The sequence below is a fragment of the Variovorax sp. M-6 genome (assembly GCF_052114385.1).
Classification (GTDB): domain Bacteria; phylum Pseudomonadota; class Gammaproteobacteria; order Burkholderiales; family Burkholderiaceae_C; genus Variovorax.
Genome location: NZ_JBFREQ010000021.1, coordinates 93919 through 113781, shown reverse-complemented (window position 1 = coordinate 113781; position 19863 = coordinate 93919). Strand labels below are relative to the sequence as shown.

Below are 19863 nucleotides of genomic sequence, written 5' to 3'. Positions count from 1 at the left end.
TTCTTCTCATTTTCCCACAGGAGAATCAAGTCCCGTGGCCCGATTGCCCGAGAAGATTCTCGAGCAATTCGAAGCTCAAGGCGCCAGGTCGGCCGCCCCCGCATCCGGGAACGCCAGCACCCGGTCGATCCGCTTGCCTTCCAGCGCCGCCACCTCGAAGCACCAGCCCGCGCAGTCGATCCGCTCGCCGACCTCCGGCAGCTGGCCCGAAACGAACATCAGCAGCCCCGCCACGGTGTTGTAGCGCCCTCGATCCTCGTCCGGCAGCTCGCGGATGCCCAGCCGCGCGCGCAGTTCCGAGACCGGCATCAGGCCATCGAGCTCCCAGACCCCGTCGGGACGCTCGCGAGCCCAGGCTTCGGCATGCGTCGCCACCTGCAGCTCGCCGGTGATCGCCTCCAGCAGGTCGCGCGGCGTCATCAGGCCCTGCACCACGCCGTACTCGTCGACCACGAAGACCAGCCGCCCCGCGCGCGAGCGAAACTGCTCGAGCAGTTCCATGCCGGTCAGCGTCTCGGGCACGAACACGGCCGGCTGGGCCGCCTGCTCGACCGGGCCCTCGTGCGCCGGACCCAGGCGCAGCAGGTGGGCCACGCTGATCACGCCCACCACGTCGTCGAGCGAGTTGCGGCACACCGGGTACCAGGAATGCACCAGGTTGAGCGCGCCGGCCGCCGAGACCTTCTGCAGGCTCTGGGCCACGGTGGACGAGGCCTCGAGCCACTCGATGTCGGCCCGCGGCACCATCAGCGACGACAGGCGCCGGTCGTCCAGGTGGAACACGTTGCGCACCATCTGGTGCTCGTGCATCTCGATCACGCCGGCGTCGACGCCCTCTTCCAGGCTGGCGGAAATCTCTTCCTCGGTCACCACCCGCGCCGCATTCGAGTCGATGCGCAGCAGCTTCAGGATGGTGGCGGTGGCGCTCGACAGCAGCAGCACGAAGGGCTTGGCCGCGGTGGCGAGGCCGCGCATCGGCCGGGCCACGAAACGCGCCACCGGCTCGGGGTAGAGCTGGCCGATGCGCTTGGGCACCAGCTCGCCGAAGATGATCGTGAAGAAGGTGATGCAGCTCACCACCACCGCGGTCGACGCGACGCTCGCGGTGCCGGTGCCCATGCCCATCTCGCGCATCCACTCGGCGAGCGGCTCGGCGAAGGCCGCCTCGCCCACGATGCCGCTGAGCATGCCGATCGACGTGATGCCGATCTGCACGCTGGACAGGAACTGCGTCGGATCCTCCATCAGTTTGAGCGCCGCAGCGGCGCCTGCGTCCCCGGTCTCGGCCAGCGCCGCGAGGCGCGCGCGGCGGCTGGTGGACAGGGCCATTTCGGACATTGCGAACAGCGCGTTGAGCGTGGTCAGCAACGCCAGGAGAAAAACATCCATGGAGGCGGGAGAGAATGGGGACCATGGCACTTTACTTGATCGGTGACGTGCAGGGCTGCGACGAACCCCTGCGGCGTCTGCTCGACGACATCGCTTTTTCCCCCAGCCGCGACGCCTTGGTGCTGCTGGGCGACCTGGTCAACCGCGGGCCTTCCTCGCTCGAGGTGCTGCGGCGCGTGCAGGGCTACGGCGCCGCGGCGCAGAGCGTGCTGGGCAACCACGACCTGCACCTGCTCGGGGTCGCCCACGGTGCGCGAAAGGCCGGCCGCAAGGACACCCTGGCCGGCGTGCTCGATGCCCCCGACCGCGCGGCGCTGCTCGACTGGCTGCGCCAGCAGCCGATGGCGCTGCACCAGCGCGTGGGCGGCGGCGATCTGCTGATGGTGCATGCGGGCGTGCTGCCGCAATGGAGCGTCGAGGACACGCTGGCCTGTGCGGCCGAGCTCGAATCGGTGCTGCGCGGTCCGTCGCCGGCCGACTTCCTGCACACCATGTATGGCAACGAGCCCGTGCAATGGAGCGAGGCCCTCTCGGGCGACGCACGCCTGCGCGTGATCGTCAACGCACTCACCCGGCTGCGCTTCTGCACGGCCGAGGGCGAGATGGAGTTCGACAGCAAGGACGGCTTGGCGGCCGCGCCCGAGGGCTTCATGCCGTGGTTCGACGTGCCCGGCCGCAGGACGGCATCGGCCACGGTGGCCTGCGGCCACTGGTCGACGCTCGGCTGGCTGTCACGGCCCGACCTCCTGGCGACCGATACCGGTTGCGTCTGGGGCCGCTGCCTCAGCGCGGTCCGGATCGGGGCGACGCTGCAAGAGCGGGAACTGATCCAAATCCGCTGCCCGCCAGCCCGGCAACCGGGCTGATCCCGCGGATCAGCTGGTTTCGGTTGCCTTGAAGAGCGCCGCCACCTTGCGCTTGGTCTTGATGTTGGCCGAGATGCCGCGTGCGGGGGCGGCCTTGGCGGCAGCCTCCCAGGCCGGCTCGGCCTCGCGCTCGGGCGTCTCGTAGGGCTGCTCGAAGAAGGGGTCGCGCGGCCCGGCAGGTGCGCGGTGCGGACGGGTGCTGCGCACCGGACGGGATTCGGCACGCTCGCGCGGGCGCTCCAGGGTGTCGAGCACGTCGCGCGCGTCGCCGGCCTCGCCCTCTTCGCGCCAATGGCGGCGCCCGTCGTTGATGCGGCCGCGCGGACGGTCTTCCTCGAACTCGACCGGCTCGAGCTCGATCTTCTTCTTGATCAGCTTCTCGATGTCGGCCACCAGGCGCACGTCGTTGCCGCCGCTGGCGAAGCTCACCGCCAGGCCCGAAGCACCGGCCCGGCCGGTGCGGCCGATGCGGTGCACGTAGTCCTCGGCATTGAACGGGATGTCGAAGTTGAACACCGCCGGCACGTCCTTGATGTCCAGACCGCGGGCGGCGACGTCGGTCGCCACCAGCAGGTCGACTTCGCCGGCCTTGAAGGCCGCCAGGGCCTTCAGGCGCTCGTCCTGGCTCTTGTCGCCGTGCAGCGCCGTGGTCTTGAGGCCTTCGCGCTCGAGCGAGCGCGCCAGCCGGGCGCAGCCCAGCTTGCTGTTGACGAAGACGAAAGCCTGCGTGATGCCGCGCTGACGCACGATCTGCTTGAGCGCGCGGCGCTTGTCGTCATCGCTGACGCTGTAGAAATGCTGCTCGACGGTGGAGGCCGTTTCGTTCGGCCGCGCCACTTCGATCGTGACCGGGTTCTGCAGGTAGCTGCCGGCCAGGCGCTTGATCTCGGGCGAGAACGTGGCCGAGAACAGCAGCGTGGTGCGCTGCTTGGGCAGGTAGGACAGGATGCGCTGCAGGTCGGGCAGGAAGCCGATGTCGAGCATCCGGTCGGCCTCGTCGAGCACCACGTACTCGACCTGGTTGAGCACCGCGTTCTTGGCCTCGATGTGGTCGAGCAGCCGGCCGGGGGTGGCGACCAGCACCTCGACGCCCTTCTTGAGCTCGAGGGTCTGGGGCTTCATGTCGATGCCGCCGAACACCACCGCACTGCGCAGGTTCGTGTACTTGGCGTAGAGCTTGACCTGCTGGGCGACCTGGTCGGCCAGTTCGCGCGTGGGCAGCAGCACCAGCGCGCGCACCGGATGGCGCGCGGGCGACGTGGAGGTGTTCTCATGCTTGAGCATCCGCTGCAGCAGCGGCAGCGAGAAGGCCGCCGTCTTGCCGGTGCCGGTCTGTGCCGCACCCATCACGTCCTGGCCCGACAGAACCACCGGAATGGCCTGTTCCTGGATCGGCGTCATTGTCTCGTAGCCCATTTCGGCGACGGCGCGCGCGAGGGGTTCGGCCAGGGAAAGATTGGAGAAGGAGCTTGTCATGAAGCCCTCGATTGTCGCACTTTGGCGAAAAACGACGGTGACAGCACCGTAACCGCCGCTTTTGTCTCCCGAAAACGCGGCCCGAACTAGAGAGATTTGCTGGCGAAAGTGTCGCAATCCTGCATGTTGCCGGACTTGAAACCGGCACCGAACCAGCGCTGGCGCTGGGCGCTGGTGCCGTGGGTGAAGCTGTCGGGCACCACGGCGCGGCCGGCGGAGCGCTGCAGGGCATCGTCGCCGATCTTCTGGGCGGCATTCATGGCCGCTTCGATGTCTCCGGGGTCCAGCCACTGCTTGGACTGCTGCGAGTGGTGGGCCCAGACGCCGGCCAGGCAATCGGCCTGCAGTTCGACGCGCACGCTCAGCGCATTGTTCTGGGCCTGGCTCAGGCGACCCCGCATCTGGTCGACCTTGCCGGTGATGCCGAGCTCGTCCTGCACGTGGTGGCCGATTTCGTGGGCGATGACGTAGGCCTGCGCGAACACGCCCGGCGCACCGAGCTGGGTCTTGAGGGTGTCGAAAAAGCCCAGGTCGATGTAGACCTTCTGGTCGCCGGGACAGTAGAAGGGCCCCATGGCCGACTGCCCGGTCCCGCACGCGGTCGGCGTGGCGCCGCGGAACAGCACCAGCCGCGCGGGCGCGTAGCTGCCGCCGTTCTGGCGGAAGAGGTCGCTCCAGACCACCTCGGTGTTCTTCAGCACGGTCGAGACGAAGGCGGCCTCGCGATCCTCGGGCGGCGGCTTGTGGGCCGGCCCCTGCTGCTGCACCTGCGGCGACGGTTCGCCGCCGCTCAGCAGACCCAGCACGGTCAGCGGGTTGATGCCGAAGACCCAGCCGGCGATCAGGGCCACCGCGATGGTGCCGATGCCGATCCCGCGCCCGCCGATGCCGAACCCGCCCCCGCCTCCGCCTCCGCCACCGCCTTCACGGCGGTCTTCGACGTTGTCGGATTGTTCGTTGCCTTCCCATCTCATGACGCGCTCCTTGCGGCCTGCCAGACGGCCGTCGCAGGATGGTACGCCCTCACCAAGACCTCGTCCTCAGGCTTTCGGAAGGGTGACGCCGCGCTGGCCCTGGTACTTGCCGCCGCGGTCCTTGTAGCTCACCTCGCAGACCTCGTCGCTCTCGAAGAACAGGACCTGGGCGCATCCCTCGCCGGCGTAGATCTTGGCCGGCAGCGGCGTGGTGTTGCTGAACTCCAGCGTGACGTAGCCTTCCCATTCGGGCTCGAAGGGCGTGACGTTGACGATGATGCCGCAGCGCGCGTAGGTGCTCTTGCCCAGGCAGATGGTCAGCACGTTGCGCGGGATGCGGAAGTACTCGACCGTTCGCGCCAGCGCGAAGCTGTTGGGCGGGATGATGCAGCTGTCGCCGTGGAAGTCGACGAAGCTCTTCTCGTCGAAGTTCTTCGGGTCGACCACGGTGCTGTGGATGTTGGTGAAGACCTTGAATTCAGGGGCGCAGCGGATGTCGTAGCCGTAGCTCGAGGTGCCGTAGCTGATGATCTTGTGGCCGTCCTGCTCGCGGATCTGGCCCGGCTCGAAGGGCTCGATCATGCCGTTCTTCTCGGCCATGCGCCGGATCCACTTGTCGCTCTTGATGCTCATGTCGGGGGTCCTTCCTCGGGGCCGCTATTCTAAGGAGGCGCCCAGGGACGGAGCGTGGGGGCTATCCGGCCTGCGAAATGACCGTGCGCTCGATCAGCCGGTCATCACCCAGCACGATCAGCGAGAACAGCAGCTCCTCGAGGTTGTTCGCGAGCGCCGTCTTGCGCGCCAGCAGCGGCGTGGCCTTCGGATTGATCACCAGGAAATCGGCCTCGCAGCCCGGCTGCAGGTTGCCGATGACGCCGTCGAGCCCGAGCGCACGCGCCGCGCCGCCCGTGTGGCGCCACCACAGCTGCGACGGCGCCATGCTGACGCCGGGCTTGGTCTGGCCCTCGCGGCCGACGTAGTAGGCCGCGAGCATGGTCGCGAACGGGCTGAAGCTGGTGCCGCCGCCGACGTCGCTGGCCAGGCCGTAGCGGTAGCCGATGCGGTCGGCCCCCTCGAAGTCGAAGAAGCCGCTGCCGAGGAACAGGTTGCTGGTCGGGCTGACGGCCGAGGCGGTGCCGGTCTCGCGCATCAGGCGGCGGTCGTCGTCGTCGAAATGGATGCAGTGGGCGTAGACGGCTCGCTCGCGCATCAGGCCGAAGCCCGCGTAGACGTCGAGGTACGAGCGGGCCTTCGGGAACAGCTCGCGCGCCCACTTGATCTCGTCCTTGTTCTCGGCCACGTGCGAATGGACCCAGGTGTCGGGATATTTCGCGGCCAGTTCGCCCGCGCCGCGCAGCTGCGCGTCGGTGCTGGTGGGGGCGAAGCGCGGGGTGATGGCGTAGCCCAGGCGGTCCTGGTTGTGCCATTGGCGGATCAGCGCCTCGGTGTCGATCAGGCTCTGCTCGGTTTCGTCGCGGACGCCGTCCGGTGAATGGCGATCCTGCAGCACCTTTCCGGAGATCATGCGCAGTTGCCGCCGTCGGGCCGCCTCGAAGAAGGCCTGGACCGACTGCGGGTGCGAGGTCGCGAAGGTCAGCGAGGTGGTGACGCCATTGCGCAGCAGTTCGTCGAAGAACACCTCCGCCACCTCGGCCGAATGGACCGGGTCGGCGAACCGGCTCTCGGCCGGGAAGGTGTAGTTCTCGAGCCAGGGCAGCAGTCCGTCGGCGGGCGCGCCGATGATGTCGGTCTGCGGAAAATGGATGTGCATGTCGACGAAACCCGGCGCCAGGATCCGGCCCGGCCAGTGGGTGACCGGCACGGCGGGATGGCGGGCCACGACGTCGCCAAAGGCACCGGCGTCCAGCACCCGCTGGCGGCCCTGGGCGTCGGGGCCGACGACCAGCAGGCCGTCGGTGTCGAAAACCGGCTGGCCGGCGGCGTCGAATCGCAAAAGAGAGGCGCGGTAGGCTTGCATGGCCCCGAGGGTAAGGCGGCAACGCCGGGATGCAATGTGCTTGCTCGTATGGAGGCTATATGTCACAAAGAGGTCGACTGCCCGCGCGACTGTCGGCGTCGATCCGGTCGACGGTCGAACATAATCCCGCAACCCTTTTTCTTACAGGATGACTGCTCGCGACGCCAGCGACCCCCAAGAACGATGAAAGTGCTTCTCGTCGCGAACTACGAACCCGACGCCCAGACCAGCATGCTCGCCTTCCGGCGTGTGCTCGAACGCGAGCTTCCCCGCCTCGGCTGCGAAGTCCGCGTGGTCGCCCCGCCCCCGCGCGTGCAGCGCTTTGCCAGCTCGTGGCGCTGGCGCAAGTGGTTCGGCTACGTCGACAAGTTCATTCTCTTCATCCCGTCGCTGGCGCGGCAGGCGCGCTGGGCCGACGTCGTCCATGTGACCGACCATTCCAACGCGATGTACATCCCGTGGGTCGACGGCAAGCCCAATGTCATCAGCTGCCACGACGTGATCGCGGTGCAGGCCGCCCAGGGGATGGTCGAAGGCTGGAACGTCGGCTGGAGCGGCCGGCTGTTCCAGCGCCTGATCGTCAAGGGACTCGCGCGCGCCGACGTGGTGGCCTGCGCCTCGGACCTGACCCGGCGCGAACTCATCGCCCTGAGCGTGGTCCGGGAGTCGAGAGTGACGACCGCGCGCCACGGACTCAACGACGATTTTTCTCCGGTGCCCCTCGAGGAGGCGCAGCCGCTGGTCGCAAGCCTGGGAATCCCCGCCGGGGAACCCTTCCTGCTCCACGTCGGCCTGGAACTGCCTCGCAAGAACCGCCGAAGGGTTCTGGAGACCTTCATCGCGCTGCGGCAGCGCGCCGCCGCCGAGGGCCGGCCCGCCATGGTCGAGCGGCTGGTCTTCGTCGGACCCGAGCCCGGGCCCGAACTGGTCGAACTGGCGCGCCAGCATGGCGTCGCGGACCGCGTCATGGCCGTACAGGGCGTCTCCCACCAGCAACTGCGGGCGGTCTATGCCAGCGCGACGGCATTGCTCTTTCCTTCGCTTCAGGAAGGCTTCGGGTGGCCCGTGATCGAGGCCCAGGCGTGCGGCTGCCCGGTGTTCACCTCCGATCTCGCGCCGATGAACGAGATCGGCGGCGACGGCGCCGTCTACATGGACCCCAAGGATCCCGCCGCCATGGCCGCCGCGATCGAGCGCGCGGGCCCGCGCCTGGAAGAGATGCGCCGCCAGGGGCTCGCCAACGCCGCGCTCTACGCCCCGGCGCAGATGGCCGCCGCCAACGTGGCCGCCTACCGGCGCGCGATCGAAGAACGCGGACGGCAGCCGTGAAGCGGCTGCTGTCGCTCGGCGTGGTGTTCCTTCCCTGGGTGCTGAAGCGCTGGCTGCTGCGCCGCTTCTGGGGCTACCAGATCGCGGACGGCGCCCGCATCGGACTGTCCTACATCTTTCCGGGCCGGCTGGTCATGGGGGAAGGCGCCTACATCGGCCACCTGAACGTCGCCATCCACCTGGAACGGCTGGAGTGCGGCGCGCATTCCATCATCGAGCGCTCCAACTGGATCACCGGGCACGCGCTCGCGGGCGGGCATTTCAGGCACCGGACGCAGCGGGATCCGGCGCTGCTGCTCGGCGAGCACGCCGCGATCACCAAGTCGCACATCATCGACTGCACCGACAAGGTCGAGATCGGCGCCTTCACGACCATCGCGGGCTACCACTCGCAGCTCATCACGCACGGCATCCACGTGGTCGACGGCCGGCAGGACTGCAAGCCGATCCGCATCGGCGCCTACTGCCTGGTCGGAACGCGCGTCACGGTCCTCGGCGGCGCGGCGCTGCCCGACCGATCGGTGCTCGGCGCGGGCTCCGTGCTCAACAAGGTCCACACCGAGGAATTCGCGGTCTATGCGGGACAGCCGGCGGTGCGGGTCAAGGGCCTTCCCACCGACGCCGCCTACTTCCATCGCGCCAGCGGCTTCGTGGACTGAGCCGCGCGGACCTCACTGCCAGACCCGGTAGACGCGCCCGGTCTGCGCCCCCTCGACGCTGCGGACGTAGGCCAGGGCCGCGCGCGCGGCAGGCACCGATTCGAAGCCGGGAAAGAAGGCACCGTAGTCCGCCAGCGATTCGGTCAGCACCGTCGGACTGACCGCATTGATGCGCAGGCCGCGCGGCAACTCGATGGCGGCCGCGCGCACGAAGCCTTCGACCGCCGCGTTGACCGCGGCCGCGTTGGCGCCCTGGCGGATCGGCTCGTCGGACACGATGCCGGTGGTCAGCGTGATCGAGCCGCCGTCGCGCAGCGCCCGCTGGCCGAGCAGCGCCAGCCGCACCTGGCCAAGCAGCTTGTCCTGCAGGCCGAGGTTGAAATCGGCCGGACGCATCGCCTCCAGTGGCCCGAAGAAAACGCCGCCCGCGGCCGAGACGATCGCATCGAGCGGGCCGACGGCGTCGAACAGCGCCGCCACGCTGGCATCGCTCGTGATGTCGACCGGGTGGTCGCCATGCTGCCGGCCGGCGCCGATGACCTCGTGCCGGGGCGCCAGGGCCGACGCGACCGCGCGGCCGACGGCGCCGCTCGCGCCGACAAGAAGAATCTTCATGGGGAACTCCAGATCAATGAGATGACCGCCATTGTTTTACGAAGAATCTATTTGATAAATAGGCTTAAGCTTTGCCCATTCGAAACTTGAAGTTCTGAATATGGACAAACTGCGCGCCATGGAAGTCTTCGTTGCCGCCGTCGATGCCGGCAGCTTCGCGGGCGCCGCGCAGGCGCTGGGCCTCTCGGCGGTGATGGTCGGCAAGCACATCCACGCCCTCGAAACCCGGCTCGGCGCGCGCCTGCTCGAGCGCAGCACGCGCCGCCACCGGCTGACCGAGATCGGCGCGGCCTACCTGGAGCGCTGCCGCGACGTGCTCGCCAGCGTGCACACCGCCGACGGGGTGGCCGAATCGCTGCGCGCGGTGCCGCAGGGCACGCTGCGGGTCACGGCGCCCGTGGCCTACGGCGCGCACCGGCTGATGCCGGTCGTCGGCGACTACATGGCGGCCTATCCGCAGGTGCGGGTGGAGCTCAATCTCAACGACCGGGTGGTCGACCTGGCGGAGGAAGGCTTCGATTGCGGCGTGCGCTCGGGCGCTCCGGTGGCAGACGGCTTGGTTGCACGCCCGCTGGCGCGCTCGCGCATGTTCGCGGTCGCGAGCCCGGGCTTCGTCGCCCGCCACGGGGCGCCGGATCATCCTTCGGCGCTGGAAGCCTTGCCGCTGCTGTCCTTCGCGGCCTGGGGCCCGGCGCATGCATGGCGCTTCACGCGCGAGGGCCAGACCGTGCACGTCCGGGTCAACGGCCCGCTGGTGAGCAACAACGGACAGGCGCTGCTCACCGCGGCCATCCAGGGCGTCGGCGTGATCGTGCAGGCCGATCCGCTGCTCGCCCCGGCGCTGGCAGCGGGCCAGGTCGTGCAACTGCTGCCGGACTGGGAGCTGCCCACGAGCGACGTGTACGTCGTCCGGCTGCCCGAGGCACGGCCGAGCGCCAAGCTGCGCTCTTTCGTGGACTTCGTGATGGATCGGCTAGGCTGAGGCCGAGGCTCAGGGCGTCCGGCGCGCGACCCTGCCTTGCACGCCTTCAACCAGCCAGTTCATGTTAAGGATCTGCTCGTCGCTCAGGCTCTGGCCCTTGGCGATCACCACCCGGCCCTCGTTGTCGCGCACGTCGGCCGCGGCGCGGAAGGGCTGCAGCCGACCGGCCGCGATGTCCTGCTGGCGCGCGAGCACCTCGTCCTGCACCGGCTTCGGCACCTTGGGGCCGAAATCGCCGACCCGGATCATCCCCTCCTTGACGCCGCCCCAGACGCTGCCGCTCTTCCAGCTGCCGTCGAGGACCGCGCGGGCGCGCTCGGTGTAGTAGCCACCCCACTGGTGGGTGACGGCGACGATCTGCGCATCGGGGGCGACCTTGCGCATGTCGGAGTGGTAGGCCACGGCCATCTTGCCGCGCTCCTGCGCCGCGGCCATGACCGCGGTCGAACCGGTGTGGAAGGCGATCACGTCGACGTCCTGGTTGAACAGGGTCATCGCGGCGTCGCGCTCCTTCGGCGGATCGACCCAGGCGTCGAGCCACACGACCTTGACCTGCGCCTTCGGATCGACCGAGCGCATGCCGAGCGCGAAGGCGTTGATGCCCTGCAGCACCTCGGGGATCGGGAAGCCGGCGACGTAGCCCGCGACGTGGGTCTTCGTCAGGCGCCCGGCGGCGACGCCGGCCAGGTAGCGGCCCTCGTAGTAGCGCGCGTTGGCGATCGCCACGTTGGGCGCGGTCTTGTAGCCGGTGATCGACTCGAACTTCACGTCGGGGAAGTCGCGCGCCACCTTGAGCGTCGGCTCCATGTAGCCGAAGCTGGAGGTGAAGATCAGCTTGTGGCCCTGGCGCGCCAGGTCGCGGATCACGCGCTCGGCGTCGGCGCCCTCGGCGACGTTCTCGACATAGGTGGTCTTCACCTTGGCGCCGAGCGCGGCCTCGACCGCCTTGCGGCCGTCCTCGTGCTGGCGGACCCAGCCGGCGTCGGTCACCGGCGCGACGTAGACGAAGCCGATCTGCAATGGATCGGCCGCCGGCGCGGGTTGGGAAAAAGAAGGCGATAAAAAGCAGGCGGCCGCAAGCGCGGCTGCGAGGTTTTTGTACATGGTGTTCCTCTACATGGCCCCAGAATGAAAGAGACGCTGCGGGGCAGCAGCGCCGGCGGTGATTTTACCCGCAGCGTCGGCCACGCCATGGCGCGGCAGAATGCGGGCACCAAGGATGGGCACTCATGCAGCGATCACTCCGATCGGACAGATCCCGCAAGCAGGTCGCATGGCGATAGACGCCACGCTGCCGGGCGCCGCCGAAGCGGTCGCCGCGGTCTCGCCGGCCGATGCCGAGCGCCAGCTGCGCGAGCGCCGGCGGCTGCTGCGCTTCCTGCTGCGCCTGGGCCACCTGCTGCTGGCCACCGGGGCCCCGGCAGGCGTGGTCGAGACCAGCCTGCGGCGCGTGGCGCAGACCTGCCAGGTCGACCACTTCAACGCGCTGGCGCTGCCCACCGTGGTGTTCGTGAACTTCGCCGACGAAGAGGTGCAGCAGATCGAATTCACCGCCGAGCAGGGCCTGGTGCTGCGATTCGACCAGATCGAGGCCGCCTACGAGCTGGCGCGCGATGCCGAGCGGGCGCCCATCGATCCCGCCGAGGGACTCAAGCGCATCAACGCCATTCTCGCGATGCAGCCACGGCTCGGCCTCGCATGGGGGGTGCTCGGCCATGTGCTGGTGACGGTGGGCATCGCGCTGGTGCTGCGGCCCTCGGCCGACGTGGTGGGTGCGGCGGCCTTTTTCGGCCTGGTGGTCGGCGTGCTCAAGGTGCTGGCGCGCGACCGCGGCGTCATCACCACGCTGCTGCCCACGGTGGCGGCCTTCGTGGTGACGCTGGTGTCGCTGCTGGCCGCCCGCCACGGCTTCGCGGCCAGCCCGATCTACGTGCTGGTGGCCTCGCTGGTCACCTTCCTGCCCGGCGGCACGCTCGCCATCGCCACCATCGAGCTGGCCTATGGGGACGTGGTGTCGGGGGGTACCCGCCTCGTGTCCGGCCTGCTGCAGCTGGTGTTCCTGGTGCTCGGCATGCTGGCGGCCGCTTCGATCATCGGCCTGCCGCCCGACACGCTGTTCGTGCCGGTGGCCGACGCCGCCGTCCGTGCCTGGGCGCCGTGGCTCGGCGTGTTCCTGTTCGGCATCGGCCACACGCTGCACTACTCGGCCCGCCTGAGCACCCTGCCCTGGCTGCTGGCGCTGCTGTGCGTCGCGCAGGCCGGCCAACTGGTCGGCAATGCGGCCTTCGGCGGCTACATGAGCGGCTTCTTCGCCGCGCTGCTGATCACGCCGGCCTCCTACATGGTCCAGTACCGCCTGGGCGGACCGCCGTCCATGGTGACCTTCACGCCCGCGCTGTGGCTGCTGGTCCCCGGCTCGCTGGGCCTGATCGGCATGGCGGAACTGGTCGTCAACGACCGGCTCGCGGGGGTCGAGAACTTCGTCGCGACGCTGTTCTCGATCGTGGCGATCGCGCTCGGCTCGGTGATCGGCACCGGCGTCTACAACGCGCTGTTCGAGCCCGTGCTGCAGCGCGCCGGCACGATGGCGGACGTGATGCTTCGCTACTTGCGCCTGCGGCGCTGAGCTCAGGCGAACGAGGCGAACACCGCGTCGAGCTTGTCGGCATAGGCCCGCTTCGCGGCGGCGTCGACGAAGCTGCCCTCGAAGCTGTTGGCCGCGAGCTGCCAGGCGTGCTGCGCCGTGAGGCCGGTGGCGGCGAAGGTCTCGACGAAGTTCTGGTTCAGGTAGCCGCCGAAGTAGGCCGGGTCGTCCGAGTTCACCGTGGCGACCAGGCCGCCATCGAGCAGCGCCCGCAGGTTGTGCTGGCGCAGGTCGGGGAATACGCAGAGCTTCAGGTTCGACAGCGGGCACACGGTCAGCGGAATGCGGTCCTGCGCCAGCCGCTTCATCAGCGCCGGGTCCTTGGTGCTCTGCACGCCGTGGTCGATGCGCTCGACCTTGAGCACGTCGAGCGCGCTCCACACGTAGGCCGGCGGCCCCTCCTCGCCCGCGTGCGCGACCAGGTGGAAGCCGAGCTCGCGGCAGCGCGCGAACACGCGCGCGAACTTCTCGGGCGGATGGCCCAGTTCGCTCGAATCGAGTCCGACGCCGATGAAGCGGTCGCGAAACGGCAGCGCTTGTTCGAGCGTGGCGAAGGCCTCCTCCTCGCTCAGGTGGCGCAGGAAGCACAGGATCAGCGCCGCATCGACGCCGAGCTTCGCCTTGGCGTCGACACAGGCGCGGTGCAGGCCGTCGATCACGGTCTGCATCGCGACGCCACGCTCGGTGTGGGTCTGCGGGTCGAAGAACATTTCGGTGCGCAGCACGTTGTCGGCCGCCGCGCGCTCCAGGTAGGCCCAGGCCATGTCGTAGAAATCCTGCTCCTTCAGCAGCACGCTGGCGCCGGCGTAGTAGATGTCGAGAAAGGTCTGCAGGTTGGTGAAGGCATAGGCGGCGCGCAGGTCCTCCACGCTCGCATAGGGAATGGCGACGCCGTTGCGCTGCGCCAGCGCGAAGATCAGCTCGGGCTCGAGCGAACCCTCGATGTGGATGTGCAGCTCGGCCTTGGGCATGGCACGCAGCAGCGCGGGCAGGCGTTCGGCGGCGATATCGGGAACGGTGTGGCGGGGCGGGTTCATCAGCAGACTCCGAAGGTGATGCCGCGCGTCTTCAGGTGGCGGCGGTAGAGGGAAGAGGCCTTGTCGGCCACCGTGTGAAGCTCGGCCCGCAGGTCCAGCGGCAGGCGGCGCGGCCGCTGCGATTCGAGCACCGGCTTGTCCTGCAGGAAGATCGTGTCCTGGAAGGCCCGCAGCGCCGCGTCGTCGCGCTCGAAGTCGGCGGTCGCGAAGCGGAACCAGACCCGGCTGCGCTCGGGGTCGACCGGGCAGATGTAGAGCGCGATCGCTTCGCGGTAGCCGTCGATGCCGACGCTCGCGGCCTCGGGCACCTTGGTCAGCACCGCGGCATAGGGGTCCATGACCTCGTAGCTGTACTCGACCTGCGCCGGCGCGGTCGAATGGACCGTCGACTGCGGCTGCCAGGCCTTGCAGCCGGTCGCGAGCAGGCCTCGCGGCGTCGGCTCGACCCGGTAGTCGTCGATCGCCGCCATCTCGCGGGCGCCGAGCCAGCCCTCGTGGACGAAGCCGAAGTGCGCCATGTCGAGGAAATTCTCCACCAGCCGCGGTGCGCTGGTTTCGACCTCGTAGGGGCCGCAGTTGAGCTTGCGCAGGCGCGGGTCGGCCTCCGCGGCGAAAGCCGGTGGCGCTTCGTCGCCCGCCTCCGCCGCCTCGAGCCGGACCCACACCAGCCCGTGCGCTTCACGCGCCTCGTGGACGGTGGTGCGATGCGTGGCCGGCGGCACGAAGTCCGGCAGCGCCGGCACCCGGGTGCAGCGGCCGCCGGCCTCGAAGCGCCAGCCGTGGTAGGGGCACTCCAGGGTCGCGCCGCCTTCGCAGGCCACCACGCGGCCCAGCGAAAGCTGCGCGCCGCGGTGCGGACAGCGGTCCGCCCAGGCGTGGACGGCCGACGCCTCGTCGCGCCACAGCACCAGGTCTTCGCCGAGCAGCCGCACGGCCAGCGGCGCGTCCCGCACCTGGTCCGCCAGCACCACCGGATGCCAGAGTCGTCTTTCAATCATCGTGGAACCTCAAACGAAAAAGGGTTGCCCCAAGGACAACCCTTCGCACCGGAATCCGGGGCCTTCGATTACTTCTTCTCGCCGCCCGGCACCTTGCCTTCGACGCCCTTGACGTAGAAGTTGACGCCGCTCAGGAACTTGTCGTCGGCCACCGCACCGGCGGCCACCACTTCCTTGCCGTCCTGGTCGACGATCGGGCCCTTCCAGATCGAGAAGCTGCCGTCCTTCAGGCCCTTCTTGACTTCCTCGACCTTGGCCTTGGTCTCGGCCGGAACGTCCTCGGCAATCGACACCAGGTCGATCGCGCCTTCCTTCACGCCCCACCAGGTCTGGCCCGTGGTCCACTTGCCGTCGAGCATTTCCTGCACCGCCTTGGTGTAGTACGGCGCCCAGTTGATCACGGCCGAGCCCAGGTGGGCCTTGGGGCCGTAGGCGGTCATGTCGGAATCCCAACCGAAGGCGCGCTTGCCCTTTTCCTGCGCGGTCTTGAGCACGGCCGGCGAATCGGTGTTCTGGAACAGCACGTCGGCGCCGCCGTTGATCAGCGCGGTGGCGGCCTCGGTCTCCTTCGGCGGGCTGAACCACTCGTTGACCCACACCACCTTGGTCGTGACCTTCGGATTGACCGACTGCGCGCCCAGCGTGAAGCTGTTGATGTTGCGCAGCACTTCGGGGATCGGCACCGAGCCGACCACGCCCAGTGTGTTGCTCTTGGTCATCGAGCCGGCGATGACGCCGGCCATGTAGGCACCCTCGTACGTGCGGCTGTCGTAGGTGCGCATGTTCTCGGCCGTCTTGTAGCCGGTGGCATGCTCGAACTTGACTTCCTTGTTGTCCGCCGCGACTTTCAGCATCGGCTCCATGTAGCCGAAGGTGGTGCCGAAGATCAGCTTGTTGCCCTGGCTGACCATGTCGCGGAACACGCGTTCGGCATCGGCGCTCTCGGGCACGCTCTCGACGAAGGTGGTCTTGATCTTGTCGCCGAATTCCTTTTCGACCGCCTTGCGGGCGTTGTCGTGTGCGAACGACCAGCCGCCGTCGCCGACCGGGCCGACATAGGCGAAAGCGATGTTCAGCGGTGCCGCCGGCGCGGGTGCCGCAGCGCTCGGCGCCGGGGCCGCGGGTGCGGCGGCCGGCGCGGCTGCTTCTTCCTTCTTGCCGCAGCCGATGAGGGCGGCCGAAGCGACCGCCGTGACGGCGGCCAGCTTGAGCAGGGAACGCTTGTTCAGATCATTCATTGTTAGAAATCCTCGAAGGACAGGTTGACGGAGAAACAAAACGACACGCGATTATGAGCCGGGGTAGAACGGTTTTCCTATGGAGGCCGGCATGTTGACGCGGATGAACGCCGGGTTGCGCGAGATCAGCGCCAGCACCACGATCGGCGCGATGTAGGTCAGCATGCTGAGGAACTGGCTCGGGATGTTGACGCCGGTGCTCTGCAGGTGGAAGCCCAGCATCGAGACGCCGCCGAACAGGTAGGCGCCGAGCAGCACCCGCACCGGCCGCCAGGTCGCGAAGGTGGTCAGCGCCAGCGCGATCCAGCCGCGGCCGGCGACCATGCCCTCGACCCACAGCGGCGTGTAGACCGTCGACAGGTAGGCGCCCGCGAGCCCGCACAGCGCGCCGCCGGCGATCACCGCCAGGAAGCGGATGCGGCGCACCGGGTAGCCCAGCGCGTGCGAGGATTCCGGCGACTCGCCGACCGAGCGCAGCACCAGGCCGGCGCGGGTCCGGTAGAGGAACCAGATCAGCCCGATCGTCAGCAGCACCGCGAAGTACACCAGCGGGTGATGGCGGAACAGGGCTGACCCGACCAGCGGGATATCGCCCAGCACCGGCAGCGCGTACGACACGCTTTCGGGCAGCTTGGCCTGCACGAAATTGATGCCCGCGAAGGCCGAGAAGCCGACGCCGAACAGGCTCAGCGCCAGCCCGGTGGCGTACTGGTTGGTGTTGAGCCAGATCACCAGCACGCCGAAGAAGGCCGCCAGCAGCGCCCCGGCCGCCATGCCGGCCAGAAAGCCGAGCCAGGTGCTGCGCGTGACCACCACGGTGGCGAAGCCCGCGATCGCGGCGCACAGCATCATGCCCTCGGCGCCGAGGTTCACGATGCCGGCCTTTTCGTTGATCAGCAGGCCCAGGGCGGCGATGGCCAGGACCGTGCCGGCGCTGAGCGTGGAGCCGAGGAGGAGTGCGTAGGATTCCATCATGCGGCTCCTTCGGTGGGACGGGCGACGGGCGCGGTCAACGGCGTGCTGGCCTGCAGCGAGCCGGTGCCGCTCGCCGTCGCGGCGACGGTCTTGGGCGCCGACTTGCGGCTGATGCGGTACGCGATCAACGTGTCGCAGGCCAGCAGCGTGAACAGCAGCAGGCCCTGGAACACGCCGGTAAGCGATTTCGGCAGCCCGAGCCGCGACTGGGCGAGTTCGCCGCCGATGTAGAACATGCTCATGAGAATCGCCGAGAAGATCATGCCGACCGGATGCAGCCGGCCGACGAAAGCCACGATGATGGCGGCGAAGCCGTAGCCCGCCGGCACGTAGGGCGTGAGTTGGCCGATCGGGCCCGCCACTTCGAGCGCACCCGCAAGGCCGGCCGCGCCGCCCGAGGTCAGGAGCGCGATCCAGACCGCGCGCCGGGCCGAGAAGCCCGCGTAGCGCGCGGCCGCCGGCGCCAGCCCGCCGACCTGCTGGGCGAAGCCGGCGCGGGTGCGGAACAGGAAGATCCACAGCGCCGCCGAGCCGGCCAGCGCGATCAGGAGCCCGATGCTCACGCGCGAGCCCTTCAGGAGCCGCGGGATCTGCGTCACCGCCTCGAAGGTCTTGGTCTGCGGGAAGTTGTAGCCCTGCGGGTCCTTCCAGGGCCCGTAGACCATGTAGCCCAGCAGCAGCACCGCCACGTAGACCAGCATCAGGCTCACGAGAATCTCGTTGGCATTGAACTTGTCGCGCAGGAAGGCCACGATGCCGGCCCACACCATGCCGCCCAGGATGCCCGCGGCCAGGATCGCGGCCACGATCCAGGAGCCGGTGGTCTTGTCGGCCAGCAGCGCGACGCCGCCGGCGGCGATGGCGCCGAACACGAACTGCCCCTCGGCGCCGATGTTCCAGACATTGGAGCGGAAGCACACCGCGAGGCCGAGCGCGATGATCAAGAGCGGCGTCGCCTTGACCATCAGCTCGCCCAGCGCATAGCCGCTCTTGATCGGCTCCCAAAAAAACACGGCGAGGCCCCTGACCGGGTCCTTGCCGAGCAGGGCGAACAGCACCATGCCGATCAGCACCGTGATCAGGAGCGCCAGGATCGGCGAGCCATAGCTCCAGAAGCGCGACAGCTGCGGGCGGGGTTCGAGCTTAAGCATGGGCCACCTCCGTCGCCGCCGTGGCGGCATGCTGCGACTTGTCCCAGAGTCCGCTCATCCACTCGCCGATCTGCGGCACCGTGGCGGCGGCCCGGGCGATCGAGGGCGAGAGCCGCCCCTTGGCGATCACGTAGAGCCGGTCGCTGATCTCGAACAGCTCGTCGAGCTCCTCGCTCACCACCAGCACCGCGCAGCCGGCGTCGCGCAGCGCCAGGATCTCGCCGCGGATCAGCGCCGCGGCGCCCACGTCCACGCCCCAGGTCGGCTGCGAGACGATGAAGATCTTCGGATTGGCGTCGATCTCGCGCCCGACGATGAATTTCTGCAGGTTGCCGCCCGACAGCGAGCGCGCCGCCGCGCCCGGCCCGCCGGCCTTGACGTTGAAGCGCTGGATGATGTCGCTCGCGTGCTGCTGCAGCGCGCGGGTGCGGATCCAGCCGCCGCGGCCGACCGCGTTGCTGCGCGTCAGCAGCATGTTCTGCGCCAGGGCCAGGGTCGGCACGGCGCCGCGGCCCAGCCTTTCCTCGGGCACGAAATGCAGGCCCAGCGCCCGTCGGCGGCGCGGCCGGAAGTGCGCCGCCGGCTGGCCGAAGACCTCGATCATGCGGGCCTCGGCCCGCGTGTCCTCGCCCGAGAGCGCATAGAGCAACTCCTTCTGGCCGTTGCCCGAGACGCCCGCGATGCCCACCACCTCGCCGGCCCGGACGTCGAGCGAAATGCCGTCGAGGTCGACGCCGAACTGGTCCTCGCGCGCCAGGCTCAGGGCCTTGACCTGCAGCGCCACCGCGCCCGCATGCACCGGCCGGTGCTGCAGGGGCGGCGGCTCGGCGCCGATCATCAGCCGCGACAGCGACTCGTTGGATTCGTTCTGCGGGTTGCACACGCCCGTGACCTTGCCGCCGCGCAGCACCGTGCAGGCGGTGCACAGCTCGCGGATCTCGTGCAGCTTGTGGCTGATGTAGAGGATGCTGCAGCCTTCGGAGGCCAGCTTCTTGAGCACGACGAACAGCTTCTGCACCGCCTGCGGCGTCAGCACCGAAGTCGGCTCGTCGAGGATCAGGAGCTTGGGGTCGGTCAGCAGCGCGCGGATGATCTCGACCCGCTGCATTTCGCCGACCGACAGCGTATGGACCGGCCGCGAGGGGTCGATGTCCAGCCCGTATTCGCCGGCCTTGGCCTGGACGCGGCGCACCACCTCGGCCAGCGCCAGGCTCTTGTCCAGGCCGAGCCAGACGTTCTCGGCCACGGTCAGGGTGTCGAACAGGCTGAAATGCTGGAACACCATGCTGATGCCGAGCGCCCTCGCCTCCTGCGGGTTGCGCACGTTGACCGGCTGGCCGTTGAACATCACGCTGCCTTCATCGGGCTTCACCGAGCCGTAGATGATCTTCATGAGCGTGGACTTGCCGGCGCCGTTCTCGCCGAGGACCGCGTGGGTTTCGCCGGGCGCCACCGTCAGCGAGACATCGCTGTTGGCGACCACCGCGGGATAGCGCTTCGTGATGTGCGCGAGCTGGAGTCTGTGGATTGTCATGCCTGTGCCTGGCCTTTG

Annotated in this window: 18 protein-coding genes; 5 read left to right on the top strand and 13 right to left on the bottom strand. The window is 68.9% G+C overall.

Annotated features, from left to right (window positions below; genetic code table 11):
- Positions 1-75: 75 nt before the first annotated feature.
- Positions 76-1389 carry a hemolysin family protein gene (locus AB4Z46_RS22290; protein WP_442285724.1) on the bottom strand — a complete coding sequence of 438 codons (1314 nt, stop codon included), beginning with the start codon at positions 1387-1389 and terminating at the stop codon, positions 76-78.
- Positions 1390-1412: 23 nt separating this feature from the next.
- On the opposite strand from AB4Z46_RS22290, the gene AB4Z46_RS22285 reads away from it, so the two are divergent.
- Entirely contained in the window at positions 1413-2255 is an 843-nt protein-coding gene (locus tag AB4Z46_RS22285) for a symmetrical bis(5'-nucleosyl)-tetraphosphatase (RefSeq protein WP_442285723.1), read from the top strand.
- A 9-nt stretch (positions 2256-2264) separates the two neighbouring features.
- Here the strand turns inward: AB4Z46_RS22285 and AB4Z46_RS22280 are convergent, their stop codons facing one another.
- The 4 genes from AB4Z46_RS22280 to guaD form a co-directional block, all read right to left on the bottom strand.
- Positions 2265-3731, bottom strand: a complete 1467-nt coding sequence (locus AB4Z46_RS22280; RefSeq protein ID WP_442285722.1) for a DEAD/DEAH box helicase — start codon at positions 3729-3731, stop codon at positions 2265-2267.
- Between the two features lie 86 nt (positions 3732-3817).
- Complete coding sequence (ypfJ, locus tag AB4Z46_RS22275; RefSeq protein WP_442285721.1) at positions 3818-4705, bottom strand: KPN_02809 family neutral zinc metallopeptidase; 888 nt, start codon at positions 4703-4705, stop codon at positions 3818-3820.
- A 66-nt stretch (positions 4706-4771) separates the two neighbouring features.
- A complete protein-coding gene (gene dcd, locus AB4Z46_RS22270; protein WP_286371529.1) occupies positions 4772-5338 on the bottom strand; it encodes a dCTP deaminase in 567 nt (188 codons plus the stop codon).
- A 61-nt stretch (positions 5339-5399) separates the two neighbouring features.
- On the bottom strand, positions 5400-6683 hold the full coding sequence (gene guaD, locus AB4Z46_RS22265) for a guanine deaminase (RefSeq protein WP_442285720.1): 1284 nt from the start codon (positions 6681-6683) through the stop codon (positions 5400-5402).
- 183 nt (positions 6684-6866) lie between these two features.
- Here guaD and AB4Z46_RS22260 point away from each other — a divergent pair, with 183 nt between their 5' ends.
- A complete protein-coding gene (locus tag AB4Z46_RS22260) occupies positions 6867-8012 on the top strand; it encodes a glycosyltransferase family 4 protein (RefSeq protein WP_442285719.1) in 1146 nt (381 codons plus the stop codon).
- The gene (locus AB4Z46_RS22255) at positions 8009-8671 is read left to right on the top strand and encodes an acyltransferase (protein WP_442285718.1); all 663 of its coding nucleotides are present in this window, start codon (positions 8009-8011) and stop codon (positions 8669-8671) included. Before AB4Z46_RS22260 ends, AB4Z46_RS22255 begins: the two co-directional genes overlap by 4 nt.
- 12 nt (positions 8672-8683) lie before the next feature.
- Here AB4Z46_RS22255 and AB4Z46_RS22250 read toward each other — a convergent pair whose 3' ends face one another.
- The gene (locus tag AB4Z46_RS22250) at positions 8684-9286 is read right to left on the bottom strand and encodes a short chain dehydrogenase (protein WP_442285717.1); all 603 of its coding nucleotides are present in this window, start codon (positions 9284-9286) and stop codon (positions 8684-8686) included.
- Between the two features lie 100 nt (positions 9287-9386).
- Between AB4Z46_RS22250 and AB4Z46_RS22245 the strand changes: the two genes are divergently transcribed.
- Positions 9387-10268, top strand: coding sequence for a LysR family transcriptional regulator (locus tag AB4Z46_RS22245; protein ID WP_442285716.1), 882 nt, complete (start codon positions 9387-9389; stop codon positions 10266-10268).
- Between the two features lie 9 nt (positions 10269-10277).
- On the opposite strand, the gene AB4Z46_RS22240 is transcribed toward AB4Z46_RS22245, so the two are convergent.
- Positions 10278-11372, bottom strand: coding sequence for a BMP family ABC transporter substrate-binding protein (locus tag AB4Z46_RS22240; protein ID WP_442285715.1), 1095 nt, complete (start codon positions 11370-11372; stop codon positions 10278-10280).
- Between the two features lie 169 nt (positions 11373-11541).
- Between AB4Z46_RS22240 and AB4Z46_RS22235 the strand changes: the two genes are divergently transcribed.
- Positions 11542-12894, top strand: a complete 1353-nt coding sequence (locus AB4Z46_RS22235) for a threonine/serine ThrE exporter family protein (RefSeq protein WP_442285714.1) — start codon at positions 11542-11544, stop codon at positions 12892-12894.
- A 2-nt stretch (positions 12895-12896) separates the two neighbouring features.
- On the opposite strand, the gene AB4Z46_RS22230 is transcribed toward AB4Z46_RS22235, so the two are convergent.
- From AB4Z46_RS22230 to AB4Z46_RS22205, 6 genes are all read right to left on the bottom strand, one after another.
- Positions 12897-13949 carry an adenosine deaminase gene (locus tag AB4Z46_RS22230; protein WP_442285713.1) on the bottom strand — a complete coding sequence of 351 codons (1053 nt, stop codon included), beginning with the start codon at positions 13947-13949 and terminating at the stop codon, positions 12897-12899.
- On the bottom strand, positions 13949-14947 hold the full coding sequence (locus AB4Z46_RS22225) for a Rieske 2Fe-2S domain-containing protein (protein ID WP_442285712.1): 999 nt from the start codon (positions 14945-14947) through the stop codon (positions 13949-13951). The genes AB4Z46_RS22230 and AB4Z46_RS22225 overlap by 1 nt, the downstream gene beginning before the upstream one ends.
- Positions 14948-15015: 68 nt before the next feature.
- Positions 15016-16185 (bottom strand): BMP family ABC transporter substrate-binding protein, encoded by a 1170-nt coding sequence (locus AB4Z46_RS22220; protein WP_442285711.1) that lies wholly within the window; start codon positions 16183-16185, stop codon positions 15016-15018.
- Between the two features lie 51 nt (positions 16186-16236).
- Positions 16237-17157 carry an ABC transporter permease gene (locus AB4Z46_RS22215; protein WP_442285710.1) on the bottom strand — a complete coding sequence of 307 codons (921 nt, stop codon included), beginning with the start codon at positions 17155-17157 and terminating at the stop codon, positions 16237-16239.
- Positions 17157-18311: an ABC transporter permease gene (locus AB4Z46_RS22210; protein ID WP_442285709.1), complete on the bottom strand. Its 1155-nt coding sequence runs from the start codon at positions 18309-18311 to the stop codon at positions 17157-17159. The genes AB4Z46_RS22215 and AB4Z46_RS22210 overlap by 1 nt, the downstream gene beginning before the upstream one ends.
- On the bottom strand, positions 18304-19845 hold the full coding sequence (locus tag AB4Z46_RS22205) for an ABC transporter ATP-binding protein (RefSeq protein WP_442285708.1): 1542 nt from the start codon (positions 19843-19845) through the stop codon (positions 18304-18306). The genes AB4Z46_RS22210 and AB4Z46_RS22205 overlap by 8 nt, the downstream gene beginning before the upstream one ends.
- Between the last annotated feature and the right edge of the window lie 18 nt (positions 19846-19863).